The following is an 18,046-nucleotide window of genomic DNA, read 5'->3' as shown; positions in this document are numbered from 1 at the left end:
CGTCGCAGTCGACGTTGCGCGGCGCGAAGTGAATCGTACGAGTGCCGCCGTGCCAGCGGTAGATACGCGAAGATGCACACGCTGTTGTCCAGATCGCACCAATCCGGACCGCACGGTCATGTCCTGCCGGAGCGACGGAGGGGGATCGCCATGCGCTGTGGCGTCTTGCCGGCAAGCACGCCGGCGGTCCGGAATTCGGCGTTCGCCCAATCCCCAAGGGGCTCCCGAGCAACCTTTCCCAATCCGATCTATGCTCACGCCTGCGGGGACGGCGGGCGAGCGAGGTGACGCCGGACAACACGCAATTCCAGACACGACACACGACACAGCAAGGAGCCCCCATGGCCCTCTCGATGTACGAGGTATCGATCCCGGTATTTATCCGGGGCCTGACCAATCTGTCCGCGATCCTGGAGAAGGGCGCCGCCCATGCCCAGGCGCAGGGCACCGATTCTTCGGACCTGATTCAGACGCGGCTGATTTCCGACATGGACGCGCTGCCGGCCCAGATCCAGCGCGCCAGCGATTCCGCCAAGGGCTGCGCGGCGCGGCTTGCCGGGATCGACATCCCGTCCTATGCCGACGACGAGGTGACGTTCCCGGAGCTGCAGGCGCGCATCGCCAAGACCATCGGTTTCCTGAAATCGATTCGCCCGGAGCAACTGGAAGGCAGCGAGACCCGCACCGTCGAGCTCAAGCTCCGTAGTGGCCCGGTGACGTTCGACGGCAAGAGCTACCTGTTGGGCTTTGCGCTGCCCAACTTCTATTTCCACGTGACCACCGCCTACGACATCCTGCGTCACAAGGGCGTGCAGATCGGCAAGATGGACTTCCTCGGCGCCCCACGCTGAGCCAGCACTGACGCGCCCCGGCGCGCCAACGGCCAAAGGGCCGGCAACGGATGATTCCGATGCCGGCCCTTGCCATTTCAGTGCTGTATCGCGCCGGCCGGTACGCCGCCGCCGCGAAGTTCGATGCCGGCGGCACGGTCCAGCCGGCCGCTCCATTCGGTCAGGCCCAGCGCCACGAGCACCACCAGTGCGCCGATCCACGGCGTATGCATCAGCCCCAGGTGTTCGACGATCAGGCCACCCGCCCACGCCGCGCCGGCAATACCGAGGTTGAACGCCGCGATGTTCAGGCCCGATGCCACATCGACCGCCTGCGGCGTATGGCGTTCCGCCTGCTTGACGACGTAGACCTGCAGGCCCGGCACGTTGCCGAAGGCGACGGCGCCCCAGGCCAGCACGGTTGCGATCACCAGCCAGCGATGCGGCGCGGTGAACGTCAGCACGAACAGCACGGCGGCGAGCAGCAGGAAGACGATGCGCAGCGCCGGGATCGGGCCGTGGCGGTCCGCCAGGCGGCCGCCCCAGATATTCCCGATGGCCACGGATACGCCATACACCAGCATCACCAGCCCCACGGCGCCCGCGCTGAACCCGGACACGTCCTGCAGGATCGGGGCGAGGAACGTGAACGGGATGAAGGAACCACCATAGCCGATGGCCGTCTTGGCATAGACCAGCAGCAGTCGCGGTTCCGCCAGCACGCGCGCCTGCTCCAGCAGGGACGCCGGCGGGGTATGGCGGATTGCCGATGGCACGAAGAGCAGGCTGCCGATGAACGCGATCACGCCCAGGCCGGATACGGCCAGGAAGGTTTCGCGCCAGCCGAAGTGCTGGCCGACGAAGGTGCCCAGCGGCACGCCCGTCACCAGCGCCACGGTCAGGCCCGTGAACATGATGGCGATGGCGCTGGCGGCGCGCTCCCGGGGTACCAGACCCGTGGCGATGGTCGATCCGATGGAGAAGAACACGCCGTGCGCCAGCCCGGTCAGGATGCGCGCCACGATCAGCGATTCATAGCTTGGCGCCTTCCATGCCAGCAGGTTTCCGGCGGTAAACAGTGCCATCAGGGACAGCAGCAGAAGCTTGCGGGGCAGGCGGCCGGTGAGCGCGGTCAGCACCGGTGCGCCGATGGCCACGCCCAGTGCGTACAGGCTGACCAGCAGGCCGGCCGAGGGCACGGTGATATGCAGATCCGCGGCAATGGTGGGAATCAGCCCGACGATCACGAATTCCGTCGTGCCGATGGCGAAGGCGCTGATCGTCAGCGCCAGCAAGGCGATAGGCATGGTGTGCCTCCAGGTTTTTGGATGGACGCAGTGTGCCCGGTCGTTTCTTGCAGAAAAACTGGCTGATGTGCAGAAGATATTTGACTAGAATTCAAGAATGAAACTCACGCTCGAAGAACTGCTCGGCTTTGTCACGGTGGTGGACAGCGGGTCGATCACCGCCGCGGCGGAGCAACTCGACCAGACGGTGTCCGGCATCAGCCGCGCGCTGTCACGGCTGGAAGAGAAACTGGAGACCACGCTGCTGCGCCGGACCACGCGCCGGCTGGAGCTGACCGAGGAAGGTGCGGCCATGCTGGCCCACGCGCGCCAGATCCTGGCGGCTGCCGATCAGGCGGAGGAACAGATGCGCTTGCGGCGTCAGCGGCCCGCCGGACGGCTGCGCGTCAACGCCGCGTCGCCATTCATGTTCCACGTGGTCGTACCGCTGGTGGGCGCGTTTCGCGAGGCCTATCCGGAGATCGAGCTGGAGCTGAACACGAACGACCAGATCATCGACCTGCTGGAACACCGCACCGACGTGGCCATCCGGATCGGCGCGCTGCGCGACTCCACGCTCCATGCGCGCCCGCTCGGCAACAGCCGGATCCGCGTGGTGGCGACGCCGGATTACCTGAAAGCCCACGGCCGGCCGAAGACCGTGGCCGATCTAGCCGCGCATTCCCTTATCGGCTTCACGCAGCCGGAATCCCTGAATCGCTGGCCCTTGCGCGATGCGCAAGGCAGCGATGTGCAGATTCGTCCGCATATTGCGGCATCGAGCGGCGAAACGTTGCGCCAGCTTGCGCTGGCCGGGCAGGGTATCGTTTGCCTGGCGGACTATATGACCGATGCGGACCGTCGCGCTGGCAACCTGGTGCAGGTGCTGGTGAAAGAGACCGTCGACGTGCGCCAGCCGATCCACGCCGTGTACTACCTGAATACCCAGCTTTCGGCACGAATCGCAGTATTTCTGGACTTTCTGGCCGACCGGCTGGGGGCGCTGGCCGAGGGCGGCAAGGGCATGGAACGTCACGGCGTGGCTTAGCGAAAACCCTACGTTGTTGCTGTATACTTCTAGGTTGCCCGCTCGCCGGACATTCGCCTCTTCTGGTGATGCCCGGACCCGCCGCGAGGCCGCGGTGCCCCATCCGCGTTACCTGGTCATACACTGGCCGCAGAACGATCGAATCCCGGTCTCAGGACCCCAAGCATGACTTACGCCGTCAAGGAAATCTTCTACACGCTACAGGGCGAAGGCGCCAATGCCGGCCGCGCCGCGGTGTTCTGCCGCTTCTCGGGCTGCAACCTGTGGACCGGGCGCGAGGAAGATCGCGAACGCGCGGTGTGCCAGTTCTGCGATACCGATTTCGTCGGCACGGACGGCACGCGCGGCGGCAAGTACAAGACGGCCGGGGATCTGGCGGCGACCGTGGCGTCCGAATGGCCGCAGGGCGCCGGCGGCAAGCCGCTGGTGGTCTGCACTGGCGGCGAGCCGCTGCTGCAACTGGATGCGGCGCTAATCGACGCGCTGCACGCGCAAGGCTTCGAGATCGCCATCGAAACCAACGGCACGATCCCGGTTCCGGACGGCATCGACTGGGTGTGCGTGAGCCCCAAGATGGGCTCCGAACTTGTCGTGAAGAAGGGCGACGAACTCAAGGTCGTCATCCCGCAGGACGGCCAGGACTTCGCGGCATACGAGCAACTGGATTTCCGCTATTTCATGGTGCAGGCCATGGATGGCCCGCTGGCCCGGCAGAATACGGTGGCGGCGGTCGATTTCTGCCAGCGTCATCCGCGCTGGCGCCTGTCGCTGCAAACCCACAAGCTGCTGGGCATTCGCTGACACATGAGCAAACAAGTCTCCATCACCCGCCGGCTGGAATTCGATTCCGGCCACCGCATCCCGAGCCACGGCGGCCAGTGCCGCAATATCCACGGCCACCGCTATCGGCTGGATCTGACGTTGTCGGGCGAGGTCCTGCAAAAGGAAGGCGCGTCCGACGACGGCATGATCCTGGATTTCGGCGACATCAAGACGCTGGCCAACGAGCACCTGGTCTCCAAGTGGGATCATGCCTTCCTGATCTATCGGGGCGACACGGCGCTGCTGAATTTCCTGCAGTCGATGGACAACCACAAGACCGTCGTCATCGACAGCATTCCGACCGTTGAGAATCTGGCGCAGGTGGCGTTCGACATCCTGGCGCCGGTCTTCAAGGACTGCTTCGGCCACCATCTGCAATTGACGAAGCTAGTGTTGTTCGAAACGCCGAACTGCTGGGCCGAGGTCAGCGCGCCGGTCTATCTGCCGGCGCAGGACTGAGGGGCGTCCCAAGTCCGATGTCCGACGCAACGTCTATCGTGTTTGCCGACGCCGCGGCGCGCGACCGCCACTACATGGCCGCCGCGCTGGACGAGGCTCGCCTGGCCGGGGCCGCCGGCGAAGTGCCGGTTGGCGCCGTGGTGGTGTGGAACGATACGATCATCGCGCGCGGCCACAACCTGCCGATCCGCTCCGTGGACCCGTCCGCCCATGCCGAGATGCAGGCGCTGCGCGCCGCCGCGCAGGTGCTCGGCAACTACCGCATGCCCGAGTGCGAGCTGTATGTGACGCTGGAACCGTGCGCGATGTGTAGTGGCGCGATCCTCCACGCGCGGCTGCGCCACGTGGTGTTTGGCGCGACCGATCCCAAGACCGGCGCGGCAGGCAGCGTGGTGGACCTCTTTGCACAGGCCTCGCTGAATCACCAGACCACCGTCAGCCGGGGCGTGATGGCCGACGAATGCGGCCAGTTGTTGCGCGATTTCTTCGGCGCGCGCCGTCGGGCGCAAAAGTCGGCCCGCGCGGCGCAGGCCACGCCGGATCCGGCACAAGTCTCGCCAACGGCCGCCGATTCGGACAAAATCCCGGCTTCCGATCCGACACCTGACGCGTCACCCGGCGCGACCCCCGACGCATGAGCCAGCCCACCGAAGTCCGCCTGATCGCCTCGTCCGGCTACCCGCATGACGTGGCCATTGCCGCGCATGGCTGTGCCTGGCTCAAGCACCATGGCTACCACGTCAACAATCCGGACGTCCTGGCGCGCCGCTACCTGCGATTCGGCGGTACGGACGACGAGCGTCTGGCGGATCTGCATGCCATCGGCACGGGTCCGGCCCGCGAGTTGACGCTGGCCGTGCGCGGCGGCTACGGCCTGGCGCGTCTGCTCGACCGGATCGACTTTGGCCGCATTGCCGAGCAGGCGCGCGCCAGTGGCACGCCGATCGTCGGCCACAGCGACTTCACCGCCTTCCAGATGGCCTATCTGGCGGCCACGGGTGGCGTGACGTTTGCCGGCCCGATGCTGCTGGCGGATTTTGGCGCCGAGCCCGTCGACGCATTCATGTGGCAGCACTTCGAGGCCATCCTGCACGATCCGGCGTACACCGTCGATGTGCAGGCGCCGCAGGTCGGCAAGCTGCCGTCCGCCGTGGAGGGCGCGCTTTGGGGCGGCAACCTGGCCATGCTGTGCAGTCTGCTGGGCACCCCGTACATGCCCAACATCGATGGCGGCATCCTGTTCCTGGAGGACATCAACGAGCCGCCTTACCGTGTGGAGCGGATGCTGCTGCAACTGCTGCAAGCCGGCGTGCTGGCACGCCAGCAGGCCATTGTGCTCGGCGATTTCTCGAACTACCGCACCACGGACTACGACAACGGCTACGACATGGACGCCGTATTCGACTACGTGCGTGCCCGGCTGGGCATCCCCGTGCTGACGGGGCTGCCGTTCGGCCATTGCGTACGCAAGCTGACGCTGCCGGTGGGTGGCCATGCCCGTCTCTCCGCGCATGCGGACGGCTTTTCGCTGGCCCTGTCGGGCTATCCGACGCTGTAACGCACAGGTGGCGGCCGGTGCCGCCATCGCTCTTCCGGCCCGCGAGTGGTAAAATCGCGGGTTACTTCCTCATGATTGCTCCGCCGGACGCGCTGATGGGCTGTTCTTCCACGCGATCCCGCCGCCAGCAAACAGGCCAGGCGCACCCCGCGCCGCTTCACACAAGGTTTCAGACGTGCTTTCTACCGCAAACATCACCATGCAGTTCGGCCCGAAGCCGCTGTTCGAGAACATCTCGGTCAAGTTCGGCGAGGGTAACCGCTACGGCCTGATCGGCGCGAACGGCTGCGGCAAGTCCACCTTCATGAAGATCCTCGGCAGCGACCTCGAGCCGTCGTCCGGCAACGTCATGCTGGAGCCGGGTATCCGCCTGGGCAAGCTGCGCCAGGACCAGTTCGCCTATGAAGACAACCGCGTGCTGGACGTGGTGATGATGGGCCATACCGAGATGTGGGCCGCCGCCGCGGAACGTGACGCGATCTACGCCAATCCGGAAGCCACGGACGAGGACTACATGAAGGCCGCCGAGCTGGAGGCCAAGTATGCCGAGTACGACGGCTACACGGCCGAGGCGCGCGCCGGCGAACTGCTGCTGGGCGTGGGCATCCCGACGGAACAGCACCAGGGCCCGATGAGCGATGTCGCGCCGGGCTGGAAGCTGCGTGTGCTGCTGGCGCAGGCGCTGTTCTCGAACCCGGACGTCCTGCTGCTGGACGAGCCGACCAACAACCTGGACATCAACACGATCCGCTGGCTGGAAGACGTGCTCAACGAGCGCAACTCCACCATGATCATCATCTCCCACGATCGCCACTTCCTGAACTCCGTGTGCACGCACATGGCCGACATGGACTACGGCACGCTGAAGGTCTACCCGGGCAACTACGACGACTACATGGAAGCGTCGATGCAGGCCCGCGAGCGCCAGGTGGCCGCCAACGCGCGCGCCAAGGAGCGCATCAGCGAACTGCAGGACTTCGTGCGCCGCTTCTCGGCCAACAAGTCCAAGGCCCGCCAGGCCACCTCGCGCGCAAAGCAGATCGAGAAGATCAAGGTCGAGGACATCAAGCCGTCGTCGCGCCAGAACCCGTTCATCCGCTTCGAGTTCGAGAAGAAGCTGCACAACCTGGCCGTCGAAGTGGAAGGCGTCACCAAGACCTACGACCGCAAGATCATCAACAACCTGTCGCTGGCGATCCAGGCCGGCGAGCGCGTGGCGATCATCGGCGAGAACGGCGCGGGCAAGAGCACGCTGCTGCGCAGCCTGCTGAACAACGTCGTGCAGGACGGCGTGCAGCGCGGCGTGGAGGTGGACCGCGGCACCGTGAAGTGGGCGGAGAACGCCAACGTCGGCTACATGCCGCAGGACACGTACGAGGAGTTCCCGGTAGACCGCGACGTGATGGACTGGATGAGCCAGTGGACGCAGGCCGGCGATGACGAAACGTCGCTGCGCGGCACGCTGGGCCGCCTGCTGTTCTCGGCCGACGACATCAAGAAGTCGGTCAAGGTGCTGTCCGGCGGCGAAAAGGGCCGCATGATCTGGGGCAAGCTGATGCTGGGCCGCCACAACGTGCTGGCGCTGGACGAGCCGACCAACCACATGGACATGGAGTCGATCGAGTCGATGCAGATCGCGCTGGACAAGTTCCAGGGCACGCTGGTCTTCGTATCGCACGACCGTGAGTTCGTGAGCGGTCTGGCCACGCGCGTGATCGAAGTGCGCACCGACGGCACGCTGACCGACTACCTCGGCACGTACGACGAGTACCTGCAATCGCAAGGCATCAACGCCTGATCATGATTTGCGGACGGTGATCCGTCCGCAAATCCGTGCTTGCCATGAAAAAAGGCCGCGACTCTGAACGGAGTCGCGGCCTTTTTCATTGGGTGCCCGGGATGCTGCCGCCGGGCAGTGTGACCACCTCAGCGTGCGGTGCTATCGCGCTGGTGCCACCCCCATGTCGGCCAGCATGGCGTCGAGCTGGTCGATGATGGCCCGGGCGGTGATGTCGCCCTTGGCCTTCTGCAGCGCGGCACCGAGCGCATCGCGTAGCGCGGCCAGCTCGACGATCGTGCCGGCCTTTTCCACCTTGACTTGCATGACGTAGCCGCGCAGCCCGAGGTGGTTGCCGATCACATCCGTAAAGAAGTGATAGAGCTGCTGGTATCCGTCCGGCGTGGCGGCCGCGCGCGCGGGTGGGGCGGGCGGTGCAATCGTGGTATCGGCGAGCACGTCGTCGATGCCCTTGCCGAGTGCCGAATAGGCGGCAAACAGATTGGTGTCCGCCGGGGCGCTCTGGGGCGCGGATTTGCTCTGGCGCACCGGTGTGGGCGCCGCCGGCGCGACTTCTTCTGACGAAGGGGCGATCAGACCCAACGAAAGCAGGGTATCGAAAGATTCCTCGCCAACACCCATTCCGCCAACCTGCGCCAACAGGTCCGATTTGCGGCGTTCCCCGTTCACGATCAGCAACAATGCACGCACCTTCTGGTCCAGCTTGCGTGCACGCGTGCGGATCTCCTCTTGTCCTGCGTCCGTCTTCTGGTAAGTCGGATCGACCATGCCTCGCTCCTTTGTTATGGATCGGCCGTCCGTGGCGGGCGCCCTCGGGTGAGACTTCGCGGCCGATTTTCGACTTCTGCTTGTTCGAGGGAGAGGGCGGCGAAATAATCGATGCCGCAATCCGCTCTACAATGTGGTGCACCATAAAAGTAACAAAAAAATTGCAACCGCCGATCCACCTATTGAGAACTGTGGCCATGCAACAACGAGACAAACTATTTATCAACGGTAAATGGGTCACCCCGCACGGTACGGGGCTGATCGACGTCATCCATTCGGCGACCGAGGCGGTCATGGGCAAGATTCCCGAGGGCCATGCCCGCGATGCCGAGGATGCCATCGCCGCCGCACGCGCGGCATTCGACGGCTGGTCCACCACGCCGCCCGCTGTGCGCGCCGGCTACATCCGCAAGATCGCCGAAGGCCTGAAGGACCGGACCGAGGAACTGGCGCAACTGATCGCCGGCGAAGTTGGCATGCCGATCAGGCTTGCCCGTGCCATCCAGGTCGGCGGGCCCGTCTATAACTGGGGCCAGGCGGCCACGCTGCTGGAATCGTTCGAATTCGAGGAGCAGGTGGGCAACTCTCTCGTCGTGCGCGAGCCGATGGGCGTGGTGGCGGCCATCACGCCGTGGAATTACCCGCTGAACCAGATCACGCTGAAGGTGGCGCCCGCGCTGGCGGCGGGCTGCACCGTCGTGCTCAAGCCGTCCGAGGTGGCACCGCTGAATGCGTTTGTGCTGGCGGAGGTGATCGAGGCCGCAGGCCTGCCGCCGGGTGTGTTCAACCTGGTGACCGGTTTCGGGCCGGTGGTGGGCGAAGTGCTGGCCAGCCATCCGGAAGTGGATATGGTGTCGTTCACGGGCTCGACGCGCGCCGGCAAGCGCGTATCGGAGCTGGCGGCCCAGTCGGTCAAGCGCGTGGCGCTGGAGCTGGGTGGCAAGTCGGCCTCGGTGATCCTCGACGACGCGGACCTGCAGCAAGCCGTCAAGGGGACCATCAATGCGTGCTTCCTGAACTCGGGCCAGACCTGCTCGGCGCACACCCGCATGCTGGTGCCGCGTGCCCGCTATGACGAGGTCAAGGCCATCGCGGCCAAGATTGCGGAGGGCTTCACCGTCGGCGATCCGCTGGCAGAAACTAGCAAGCTCGGGCCGCTGATTTCGGCGGCGCAGAAGGAGCGCGTCACGGGCTATATTCGGCGCGGCCTGGAAGAGGGCGCGGAACTGGTGGCCGGCGGCCCGGATACGCCGGTGGGGCTGGACAAGGGCTTTTTCGTCAAGCCGACCGTGCTCGGCAACGTCGATCCCCGGGCCACCGTGGCGCAGGAAGAGATTTTCGGTCCGGTGCTGTCGGTGATCTGCTATGACACGGAAGACGACGCGGTCCGTATCGCCAATGACAGCATCTACGGGCTGGGCGGCGGCGTGTGGTCCGGCGACGAGGCTCGCGCGATCCGCGTGGCGCGCCGCATCCGTACTGGCCAGGTTGACATCAACGGCGGGCCGTTCAACATGAACGCGCCGTTCGGTGGCTACAAGCAATCCGGCAACGGGCGCGAGGCCGGCAAGTACGGCCTGGAGGAATTCCTCGAGTACAAGTCCCTGCAGATGAAAAAGCCGGCCTGACGTGGCGGGCTTGGATGTGTCCTGACGCGTCCCGGAAGAATGCCCGGCTGGTCCGGGCATTTTTTCGTGGATGAGATCCGCGATCCTCTGAAGCTTCGGGAAGCTTGATCGCACAAGGTTTCACGGGCGGAAGCCTGCGATCATTCGAGATTCCGATCCTTGCGATCGCCTATGACTGGAGAGGTTCCGATGGGCTGGTTCAAACGGCTGGGTTGGTGGCTGGTGTCGATCGCGCTGCTGGCGGTCACGGGCGCGGCTGGCGGCTATATCTGGTATCGCCAGGCCTCGCAGCCGGATTCGGCCGGCACGCTGCGGCTGCCCGGACTGAAGGACCGCGTGGTGGTGGTCCGGGACCGCAACGCCGTACCGCACATCCAGGCCGCCAACGCGCTCGATGCGTACTACGCGCTGGGCTACGTCCACGCGCAGGACCGGCTGTGGCAGATGCAGATGAACAAGCGGATCGTGGCGGGCCGGCTCGCGGAGATCCTGGGGCCGAGTGCGCTCGATACCGACCGCTTCCTGCGCACGCTGGGCGTGCGGCGCAACGCCGAGGCGATCCTGGCCCAGTCGTCGCCCGAGACCCGCGCGGTGCTGCAGGCCTATGCCAACGGCGTCAATGCGTTCATCGATACCCGCAAGTCCGCGCTGCCACCGGAATTCCTGATCCTGCGGACCCGCCCGGAACGCTGGGAACCGGCCGATACGCTCGGCTGGCAGACCATGATGGCGTGGGACCTGGGCGGAAACTGGACCCAGGAGGTCTTGCGCATGGGGCTGGCGCAGCAACTGCCGACCGCCCGCATCGCCGAGATCCTGGCGCCGTACCCCGGCGACAAGCCGCTGCGGACCATGGACTACGCCAGCTTCTACCGGCAACTGGCGCCGGTCGCGACGGCGATGGCAAGCGTGGTGCAGCGCGCGCCGTCGGGTTACGTGGAGGGCATGGGCTCGAACAACTGGGTGGTATCCGGGGCCCATACGCGTAGCGGCAAGCCCTTGCTGGCCAACGATCCGCACCTGGGGCTGCAGGCGCCGGCGCTGTGGTATGTCGCCCGCCTGCAGGCGCCGGGACTCGACGTCACCGGTGCCACGCTGCCCGGCGCACCGCTTGTGGTGCTGGGCCATAACAAGCGCATCGCGTGGGGCTTCACCAATACCGCGCCCGATGTGCAGGATCTCTATATCGAACGCGTGGCGCCCGGCAACCCGGGCCAATACCAGACGCCGGACGGCTGGGCCGACTTCGAGACCCGTACCGAGATCATCCATGTGAAGGGCGAGAATGACGTCACGCTGACCGTCCGCGCCACGCGGCATGGCCCGGTCTTGTCCGATGTCGCCGAACCGCTCGTCGCCGCCGCGAAGCCGCTTGGCGCGCAATATGTGGTGGCGTTCCAGTGGACGGCGCTCCGGCCAGACGATCGTACGTTCCAGGGCGGCCTGAAGCTCGGCCAGGCCTCGGACTGGAACAGTTTCCTGGCGGCGATGCGGGATTTCCACGCGCCGCAACAGAACATTGTCTATGCCGATGTCGACGGCAATATCGGCTATATCGCACCGGGACGCGTGCCGCTGCGGCGTGCCGACAACGACCTCAAGGGGCTGGCGCCGGCGCCGGGCTGGGAGGCCCGCTACGACTGGACGGGCTTCGTGCCGTTCGAGCAGTTGCCGCGCAGCTATAACCCGCCGACGGGCATGATCGTCACCGCCAACCAGAAGATCGTGGCGGACGACTACCCGTACTTCATTACCAGCGAATGGACGGTGCCGTATCGCTACCAGCGCATCAAGGCGCTGCTGGAGGCCAATCCGCGCCATACCCCGGACAGCTTCGCGGCCATCCAGAAGGACGTGGTGTCGCTGGCCGTGCGCGAAGCCCTGCCGCTGTTGCTGGCGGCGCCGGTGGCGCAGGACGCCAGTCTCCCGCCGCGTGAACGCGGACTGCTGGATGCGCTGCGCAAGTGGGACGGCACGATGGCGGCGGATCGCGCCGAGCCGCTGGTGGTCACCGCGTGGCTGCGCGAGTTGTCTCGCCTGCTGTTCGAGGACAAGGTCGGCGAGGTGCAGTTCAACCGGCTCTGGGATCAACGCAATGTCCAGTTGCCGATGCTCAACGCCATGCGCGATCCCGACGGCGCGGGCGCGTTCTGGTGTGACAACACGCGAACCCCTGCGCGCGAGACCTGCGGCGAGACGATTAGCCTGGCCTGGCGACGTGCCATCGCGGACCTGGACGCGCGCTATGGCGACAATGCCGAACGCTGGCGCTGGGGCAAGGCGCATACGGCACGCGCGGAGCACAAGCCATTCGGCAAGGTCCCGTATCTGGCCGGCTTGTTCAACGTGCGCGTCCAGACCGGTGGCGATACGTATACCGTCGACGTCGGCCGCCACAACCTCCGTGACGAACGTGCCCCATTCGAGAGCACCCATGCCGCGAGCCTGCGTGCCATCTACGATCTTTCGGATTTGTCTGAATCCCGATTCATGACTTCGACGGGACAATCGGGCAATGCGCTCTCGCCCCACTACCGGGACTGGACGGACAAGTGGGCGGGAGTGCAGTTCATCACGGTCGGCGCGCACCGGCGCAATCCCGGTGGCGACAGCTTCGACACGATGGTGCTGCGCCCTGCGGCGGAGGCGCTACCATGACGCACGCTTTTCGCACCGAACTTTCAGGAGTGGATTCATGACCGAAATTCCCGGCATTCCCAACGATGCGGCCCCGGGCGGCACGGCGCGCCGTACCGATGTCATCCAGCATGTGGCGTTCGAGCACGCCGGCGTCATCGCCAATGCCGTGCGGGCGCGTGGGCACGGTATCCGCATCTACCAGGCCGGCGTCGACGACCTGACGCCCGTGATGGCGGACCCGGCCGATCTGCTTGTGGTACTGGGCGGGCCGATCGGCGTGTACGAGACGCAAGCCTATCCGTGGCTGGAGGCCGAGATCGCCGTGATTCGCGAGCGGCTGGCATCGCGTCGCCCGATGATCGGTGCATGCCTTGGCGCGCAACTGATTGCGGCGGCGTCGGATGCCCGGGTGTATCCCGGCACGCGCGAGATCGGCTGGGCGCCGGTGACGCCGACCGAGGCCGGATTGCGGTCCCCGCTGGCGGCACTGGCCGACGCCGACTGGCAGGTGCTGCACTGGCATGGCGATACATTCGACCTGCCGGCGGGCGCCGAACTGCTGGCTTCCACGGCGGGCAACACGAATCAGGCCTATGCCATCGGCAAGCATGTACTGGCGCTGCAATTCCACCCGGAAGTGCTTGCCAGCGATATCGAGACCTGGCTGATCGGCCATACCGTGGAGCTGGCCAAGGCCGGTATCGACCCGCGCACGATTCGCCGGCGTACCGCGGAGATCGGGGCGACCGTCGCGGCGGCTGGCGAGCGGATGTTCACCCGTTGGCTGAGCGAGGCCGGGCTGTGAGTCTCGCGGTCATCGATATCGCCATCGACGCCGTGCTCGCGGGCAAGGTTCGCCCATACGGCCCCAAGGGGCTGCCGAGCGGCATCGACAAGACCGAAGTTCACGACGCGGTGCGCGTGACGACAATCGGGCTTGCAATCGACGAGCAGGGGGACCCGAAGCACCACGGCGGCCCGGAAAAGGCCTTGCATCACTATGCACGGGATCACTACGCTCACTGGCAGACCGAACTGTCGGCTTATGCCGACGCGGCCATCGATGTCCTGGCCCGTCCGGGCGCGTTTGGCGAGAACCTGAGCACCCGGGGTTTGACGGAAGCGGACGTGTGCGTTGGCGACCGGTTCCGGCTTGGCACGGCGCTGGTGGAGGTCTCACAAGCCAGGCAGCCGTGCTGGAAGCTCAATCACCGCTTTGGTTATGCCGGCATGTCACGCGCGGTGCAGAACAGCCAGCGGACAGGCTGGTACTACCGTGTGCTGGAAGAGGGCGAGGTGCGTCGCGGCGACCGGCTGATCCTGCTTGCGCGGCCCTGTCCGCAGTGGAGCCTGCAGCGGTTGCTGCGCGTGCTGTATGTGGATCGGCTCGACTATGCGGCGCTGGCCGAGATGGCGGAGCTGCCGGTGCTGGCGGAAAGCTGGCGCAAGCTGGCCCGGCAGCGCGTGGCGCGCCGCGAGGTGGAAGATATGGAGAAGCGGTTATCTGGCAGCCCGGCTGCGGATCAGTCCTGACGGAAGCGTCGCGCGGTGCCTTCGCGCGTGATGCGTTCCCAGATGACCTGTTTTTCGTCGTCGCTGTAGAACACCCAGTTGCTGACTTCCGCCGCGGTGCGGCCACAGCCCTGGCAGATTTCGTCGAACAGCGTGGAGCAGATGCCGATGCACGGACTGTCCGGACGGTTGCTCAGCCCGCCCTGGCCCTCGGAAGTGGCGGCTGCGGCAGGTGACAGGACGGAATCGGACGGAGTGACGGGCATGCGGTCGGCGGGTGGAGCGGCTGGGGGCACATTATAAACGGGGCAGATGGCCGGCCCGGCGATGGCGATACGACGTTTCCGGTCAGGTCGGCCAGGGTCGGCCAGGATCGGTCATGGTCGGCCGGGAACCGGCCAACGCGGACTACCGCCGTCTGCAGGGATTACCCCGGAAGTTATTGAGCTGGGCGCGGTGGTTGGCTACGCTGGCAGTGTCTCGATTCACGACTCATTCCCCATTCTTCCCGGAGTTTGCCGATGTCTGAAGCCTCTGCTGGCATTTCCCGCCATTCGGACGGCACCGTCGCGCCGCGTGTGGCGGCCGTGGTGGAGTCCGTGTTGATGCAGTCCCCGGTGGCGCGTGCGCTAGGCATTCGCCTCGATGCCCTCGCACCCGATCACGCCGAACTGCTGCTCCCGTTCAGCATGGAACACACCACGGTGGCGGACATCGTGCACGGCGGCGTCATTGCGACGCTGATCGACATCGCGGGCGCGACGGCCGCATTCTCCAATATCGATCCGGATGTGGTGCGCAGTGGCGCGACAGGAAACTTGTCGATCCAGTATCTGGCGCCGGCAAGATCGGCGACGCTGCGTGCGGTGGCGGTGGTGATCCGCCGCGGCAAGCGACAGGTTTCCACGGATGTGTCCGTCTATGCCGAGGGCCCCGACGAAGGTGTGCTGGTCGCCAAGGCGCTCATGAGCACCACCTTGTTCTGAAATGCCGGAGGAAGGGCCAGCGCATCCGCCTGCGGCGACGCCAGCCCTTCCGCGTGACTTCCGCCGATCAGTACTTCCAGAAGATCTGCTGCAGCGCCTTCGGATCGTTGGTCTGCGTGAGCGCCAGCGCCATCAGGATGCGCGCCTTCTGCGGCAGCTGGTCGTCAGTAACGATCCAGTCGTACTTGTCGTCCGGCTGCTCGGCGTTGCGAACCACCACGCCACTGCCCGTACGCGAAGCACGAACGATCTGCACGCCCTTGGCCCGCGCGGCCTTCAGCGGCTCCACCATGTAGTCGCCCACGCTGCCGTTGCCGGTGGCCGCATAGACGATGGCCTTGGCGCCATTTTTCACCGCGGCGTCGATGCTGGCCGGGTTGACGTTGCCGTAGGCATAGACCACGGCGACCTCGGGCAGCTTGTCGATCTTGTCGATGTCCCATTGGGTTTGCATCGTGTGCGGGCGGGCCGGGATGCGATAGAACAGCGTGCGGCCTTCCACCACGTAGCCCAGCGGGCCGAACGGCGAGCGGAACGTCTCGGTCTTGAACGTGTTGGTCTTGGTCACGTCGCGGCCCGTGTGGATCTCGTCGTTCAGCACGACCAGCGTGCCCTTGCCGCGCGATGCCGGATTCGATGCGACCAGAACGGCGTCATAGAGATTCAGTGCGCCGTCCGCGCCCAGCGCGGTACCCGGACGCATCGAGCCGACCACCACTACGGGCTTGTCGCTCTTCAGCGTCAGGTTCAGGAAGTACGACGTTTCCTCGATGGTGTCGGTGCCGTGGGTAATCACGATGCCATCCACGTCCGGTTGCTTCAGCAACTCGGAAACCCGCTTGCCCAGTTTGAGCAGGCGCTCATTGTTGAAGCTCTCCGAGCCGATCTGGAAAATCTGCTCGCCCTTGACGTTGGCGACCTTCGAGATCTCTGGTACCGAGGCGATGATCTTGTCGACCGGCACCACGGCGGACTGGTAGGCCGCCGTGTTGGTGGCCGATGCGCCCGCGCCGGCAATGGTGCCACCGGTGCCGATGATGACGATGTTGGCCTTGCGGGCTTCGGCGGTGGCGCCGGCAGGTGCCGCGGTCGGGGCCGAGGCTGGTGCCAGTTGGGCGTGGGCCACGCCGGACAGCAGGCTGGCCGACAGCAGCAGGGCGGCCAGGGACTTGAGATGGGCAGTACGTTTCATGATTCTCCTCGTATCGGCGATTGACGCGTGTCTTATGGAACGCGTTGCCACTTGTCATCGATTCATGGGTTCCGCCCGTCGGGGGTCATGGGGGTTGCCAGGGACCGCCGTCCCGGACGGAGCGTGCACTATACCGAGGCAAGCGCGTTGCGTCGACAACCTCGTCGTCGCCATGAATGACCGGAAACGTATGCCCAGTAAGACAAAGCGGCATCTTCCCCAAGGAAAGATGCCGCTTTTTCAAGGCATTGCCGATGAGGGATTACGCCGTACATTGCGCCCCGTTTTGGCCCTGTCTCGCGCCCCGTTTTGCGCCTAGAACGTGTCGCCCGGCACGCGTACCCAGCCTTCCATCAGCACGCGCGCGCTGCGGCTCATGACGGCCTTGGTCACCGTCCATTCGCCATCGACCTGGCTGGCTTGCGCGCCCACGCGCAGCGTGCCCGACGGATGGCCGAAACGCACGGCCTCGCGTTCGCCACCACCGGCGGCCAGGTTGACCAGCGTGCCGGGAATCGCGGAGGCGGTGCCGATGGCCACGGCTGCCGTACCCATCATCGCGTGGTGCAGCTTGCCCATCGACAGCGCGCGCACCAGCAGGTCCACGTCGCCGGCGTTGACCGCCTTGCCGCTCGATGCCGTATAGGTCGCCGGCCGGGCCACGAAGGCCACCTTCGGCGTGTGCTGGCGCCGGGCCGCTTCGTCGATGTCCTGGATCAGGCCCATGCGCCTGGCGCCGTAAGCGCGAATCGTCTCGAACATCGCCAGCGCCTTGGGGTCGCCGTTGATGGCGTCCTGCAGTTCCGTGCCCGTGTAGCCGATGGCCTCCGCGTTGACGAAGATCGTCGGAATGCCGGCGTTGATCATCGTCGCCTTGAGCGTGCCGACGCCGGGCACTTCCAGGTCATCGACAAGGTTGCCGGTCGGGAACATCGCGCCGCCGCCATCGTCACCTTCCTCGGCGGCCGGATCCATGAACTCGAGTTGCACCTCGGCGGCGGGGAACGTCACGCCGTCCAGCTCGAAATCGCCGGTTTCCTGCACCGCGCCCTCGGTCACCGGTACGTGCGCGACGATGGTCTTGCCGATATTGGCCTGCCAGATGCGCACGGTCACCATGCCGTTCCGCGGGATGCGTGCCGCATCGATGAAGCCGTTGCTGATCGCAAACGGACCCACGGCGGCCGAGAGATTGCCGCAGTTGCCGCTCCAGTCGATGAACGGCTGGTCGATCGATACCTGGCCGAACAGGTAGTCGACGTCATGGTCCGGGCGCGTGCTCTTCGAGATGATCACCGTCTTGCTGGTGCTCGAGGTGGCGGCGCCCATGCCGTCGATCTGCTTGCCATAGGGGTCGGGGCTGCCGATGACGCGCAGCAGCAGCGCGTCGCGGGCGCGGCCCGGGACCTGCGCCGCCTCGGGCAAATCCTGCAGGCGGAAGAAGACACCCTTGCTGGTGCCGCCCCGCATATAGGTTGCGGGAATCTTGATCTGGGGTACGTGAGGCATCGTGACTTGT

17 protein-coding genes are annotated in these 18,046 nt (G+C 65.8%); 12 read left to right on the top strand and 5 right to left on the bottom strand.

Annotation, left to right across the window (positions count from 1 at the left end; genetic code table 11):
- Window positions 1–341: 341 nt before the first annotated feature.
- Window positions 342–851 (top strand): DUF1993 domain-containing protein, encoded by a 510-nt coding sequence (locus BLR29_RS15735; RefSeq protein WP_092137953.1) that lies wholly within the window; start codon window positions 342–344, stop codon window positions 849–851.
- A 77-nt stretch (window positions 852–928) separates the two neighbouring features.
- On the opposite strand, the gene BLR29_RS15730 is transcribed toward BLR29_RS15735, so the two are convergent.
- The gene (locus BLR29_RS15730; RefSeq protein WP_092137952.1) at window positions 929–2,137 is read right to left on the bottom strand and encodes an MFS transporter; all 1,209 of its coding nucleotides are present in this window, start codon (window positions 2,135–2,137) and stop codon (window positions 929–931) included.
- Window positions 2,138–2,234: 97 nt separating this feature from the next.
- Between BLR29_RS15730 and BLR29_RS15725 the strand changes: the two genes are divergently transcribed.
- The 6 genes from BLR29_RS15725 to BLR29_RS15700 all read left to right on the top strand — a co-directional run bounded on the left by BLR29_RS15725 (window position 2,235) and on the right by BLR29_RS15700 (window position 7,801).
- Window positions 2,235–3,164, top strand: coding sequence for a LysR substrate-binding domain-containing protein (locus BLR29_RS15725; protein ID WP_092137951.1), 930 nt, complete (start codon window positions 2,235–2,237; stop codon window positions 3,162–3,164).
- Between the two features lie 165 nt (window positions 3,165–3,329).
- Window positions 3,330–3,965, top strand: coding sequence for a 7-carboxy-7-deazaguanine synthase (queE, locus tag BLR29_RS15720; protein WP_092137950.1), 636 nt, complete (start codon window positions 3,330–3,332; stop codon window positions 3,963–3,965).
- 3 nt (window positions 3,966–3,968) lie between these two features.
- Window positions 3,969–4,445 carry a 6-pyruvoyl trahydropterin synthase family protein gene (locus BLR29_RS15715; protein ID WP_092137949.1) on the top strand — a complete coding sequence of 159 codons (477 nt, stop codon included), beginning with the start codon at window positions 3,969–3,971 and terminating at the stop codon, window positions 4,443–4,445.
- Window positions 4,446–4,462: 17 nt separating this feature from the next.
- Window positions 4,463–5,083: a tRNA adenosine(34) deaminase TadA gene (gene tadA / locus BLR29_RS15710; RefSeq protein ID WP_092137948.1), complete on the top strand. Its 621-nt coding sequence runs from the start codon at window positions 4,463–4,465 to the stop codon at window positions 5,081–5,083.
- The gene (gene ldcA, locus BLR29_RS15705) at window positions 5,080–6,003 is read left to right on the top strand and encodes a muramoyltetrapeptide carboxypeptidase (RefSeq protein ID WP_092137947.1); all 924 of its coding nucleotides are present in this window, start codon (window positions 5,080–5,082) and stop codon (window positions 6,001–6,003) included. The genes tadA and ldcA overlap by 4 nt, the downstream gene beginning before the upstream one ends.
- 175 nt (window positions 6,004–6,178) lie before the next feature.
- On the top strand, window positions 6,179–7,801 hold the full coding sequence (locus tag BLR29_RS15700) for an ABC-F family ATPase (protein ID WP_092137946.1): 1,623 nt from the start codon (window positions 6,179–6,181) through the stop codon (window positions 7,799–7,801).
- A 141-nt stretch (window positions 7,802–7,942) separates the two neighbouring features.
- Here BLR29_RS15700 and BLR29_RS15695 read toward each other — a convergent pair whose 3' ends face one another.
- Window positions 7,943–8,569 carry a hypothetical protein gene (locus BLR29_RS15695; RefSeq protein ID WP_092137945.1) on the bottom strand — a complete coding sequence of 209 codons (627 nt, stop codon included), beginning with the start codon at window positions 8,567–8,569 and terminating at the stop codon, window positions 7,943–7,945.
- A gap of 197 nt (window positions 8,570–8,766) precedes the next feature.
- On the opposite strand from BLR29_RS15695, the gene BLR29_RS15690 reads away from it, so the two are divergent.
- The 4 genes from BLR29_RS15690 to BLR29_RS15675 all read left to right on the top strand — a co-directional run bounded on the left by BLR29_RS15690 (window position 8,767) and on the right by BLR29_RS15675 (window position 14,370).
- Window positions 8,767–10,197, top strand: a complete 1,431-nt coding sequence (locus tag BLR29_RS15690) for an aldehyde dehydrogenase family protein (RefSeq protein ID WP_092137944.1) — start codon at window positions 8,767–8,769, stop codon at window positions 10,195–10,197.
- Between the two features lie 189 nt (window positions 10,198–10,386).
- Window positions 10,387–12,855: a penicillin acylase family protein gene (locus BLR29_RS15685; protein ID WP_092137943.1), complete on the top strand. Its 2,469-nt coding sequence runs from the start codon at window positions 10,387–10,389 to the stop codon at window positions 12,853–12,855.
- Window positions 12,856–12,892: 37 nt separating this feature from the next.
- Entirely contained in the window at window positions 12,893–13,642 is a 750-nt protein-coding gene (locus BLR29_RS15680; RefSeq protein ID WP_176860970.1) for a glutamine amidotransferase, read from the top strand.
- On the top strand, window positions 13,639–14,370 hold the full coding sequence (locus tag BLR29_RS15675; protein ID WP_092137942.1) for an MOSC domain-containing protein: 732 nt from the start codon (window positions 13,639–13,641) through the stop codon (window positions 14,368–14,370). Before BLR29_RS15680 ends, BLR29_RS15675 begins: the two co-directional genes overlap by 4 nt.
- Here the strand turns inward: BLR29_RS15675 and BLR29_RS15670 are convergent.
- Window positions 14,361–14,615: a DUF1289 domain-containing protein gene (locus BLR29_RS15670; RefSeq protein WP_092137941.1), complete on the bottom strand. Its 255-nt coding sequence runs from the start codon at window positions 14,613–14,615 to the stop codon at window positions 14,361–14,363. The genes BLR29_RS15675 and BLR29_RS15670 overlap by 10 nt on opposite strands.
- A 255-nt stretch (window positions 14,616–14,870) precedes the next feature.
- Between BLR29_RS15670 and BLR29_RS15665 the strand changes: the two genes are divergently transcribed.
- Entirely contained in the window at window positions 14,871–15,335 is a 465-nt protein-coding gene (locus BLR29_RS15665) for a PaaI family thioesterase (protein ID WP_092137940.1), read from the top strand.
- Window positions 15,336–15,402: 67 nt separating this feature from the next.
- On the opposite strand, the gene BLR29_RS15660 is transcribed toward BLR29_RS15665, so the two are convergent.
- Window positions 15,403–16,527, bottom strand: coding sequence for an asparaginase (locus BLR29_RS15660; RefSeq protein ID WP_092137939.1), 1,125 nt, complete (start codon window positions 16,525–16,527; stop codon window positions 15,403–15,405).
- A gap of 315 nt (window positions 16,528–16,842) precedes the next feature.
- On the bottom strand, window positions 16,843–18,036 hold the full coding sequence (gene prpF / locus BLR29_RS15655; RefSeq protein WP_092137938.1) for a 2-methylaconitate cis-trans isomerase PrpF: 1,194 nt from the start codon (window positions 18,034–18,036) through the stop codon (window positions 16,843–16,845).
- Window positions 18,037–18,046: the final 10 nt, after the last annotated feature.

This window comes from Cupriavidus sp. YR651 (assembly GCF_900101625.1).
Classification (GTDB): Bacteria; Pseudomonadota; Gammaproteobacteria; order Burkholderiales; family Burkholderiaceae; genus Cupriavidus.
Note: the sequence above shows the minus strand (reverse complement) of the source record. Positions and strands in the feature narration are given on the sequence as shown.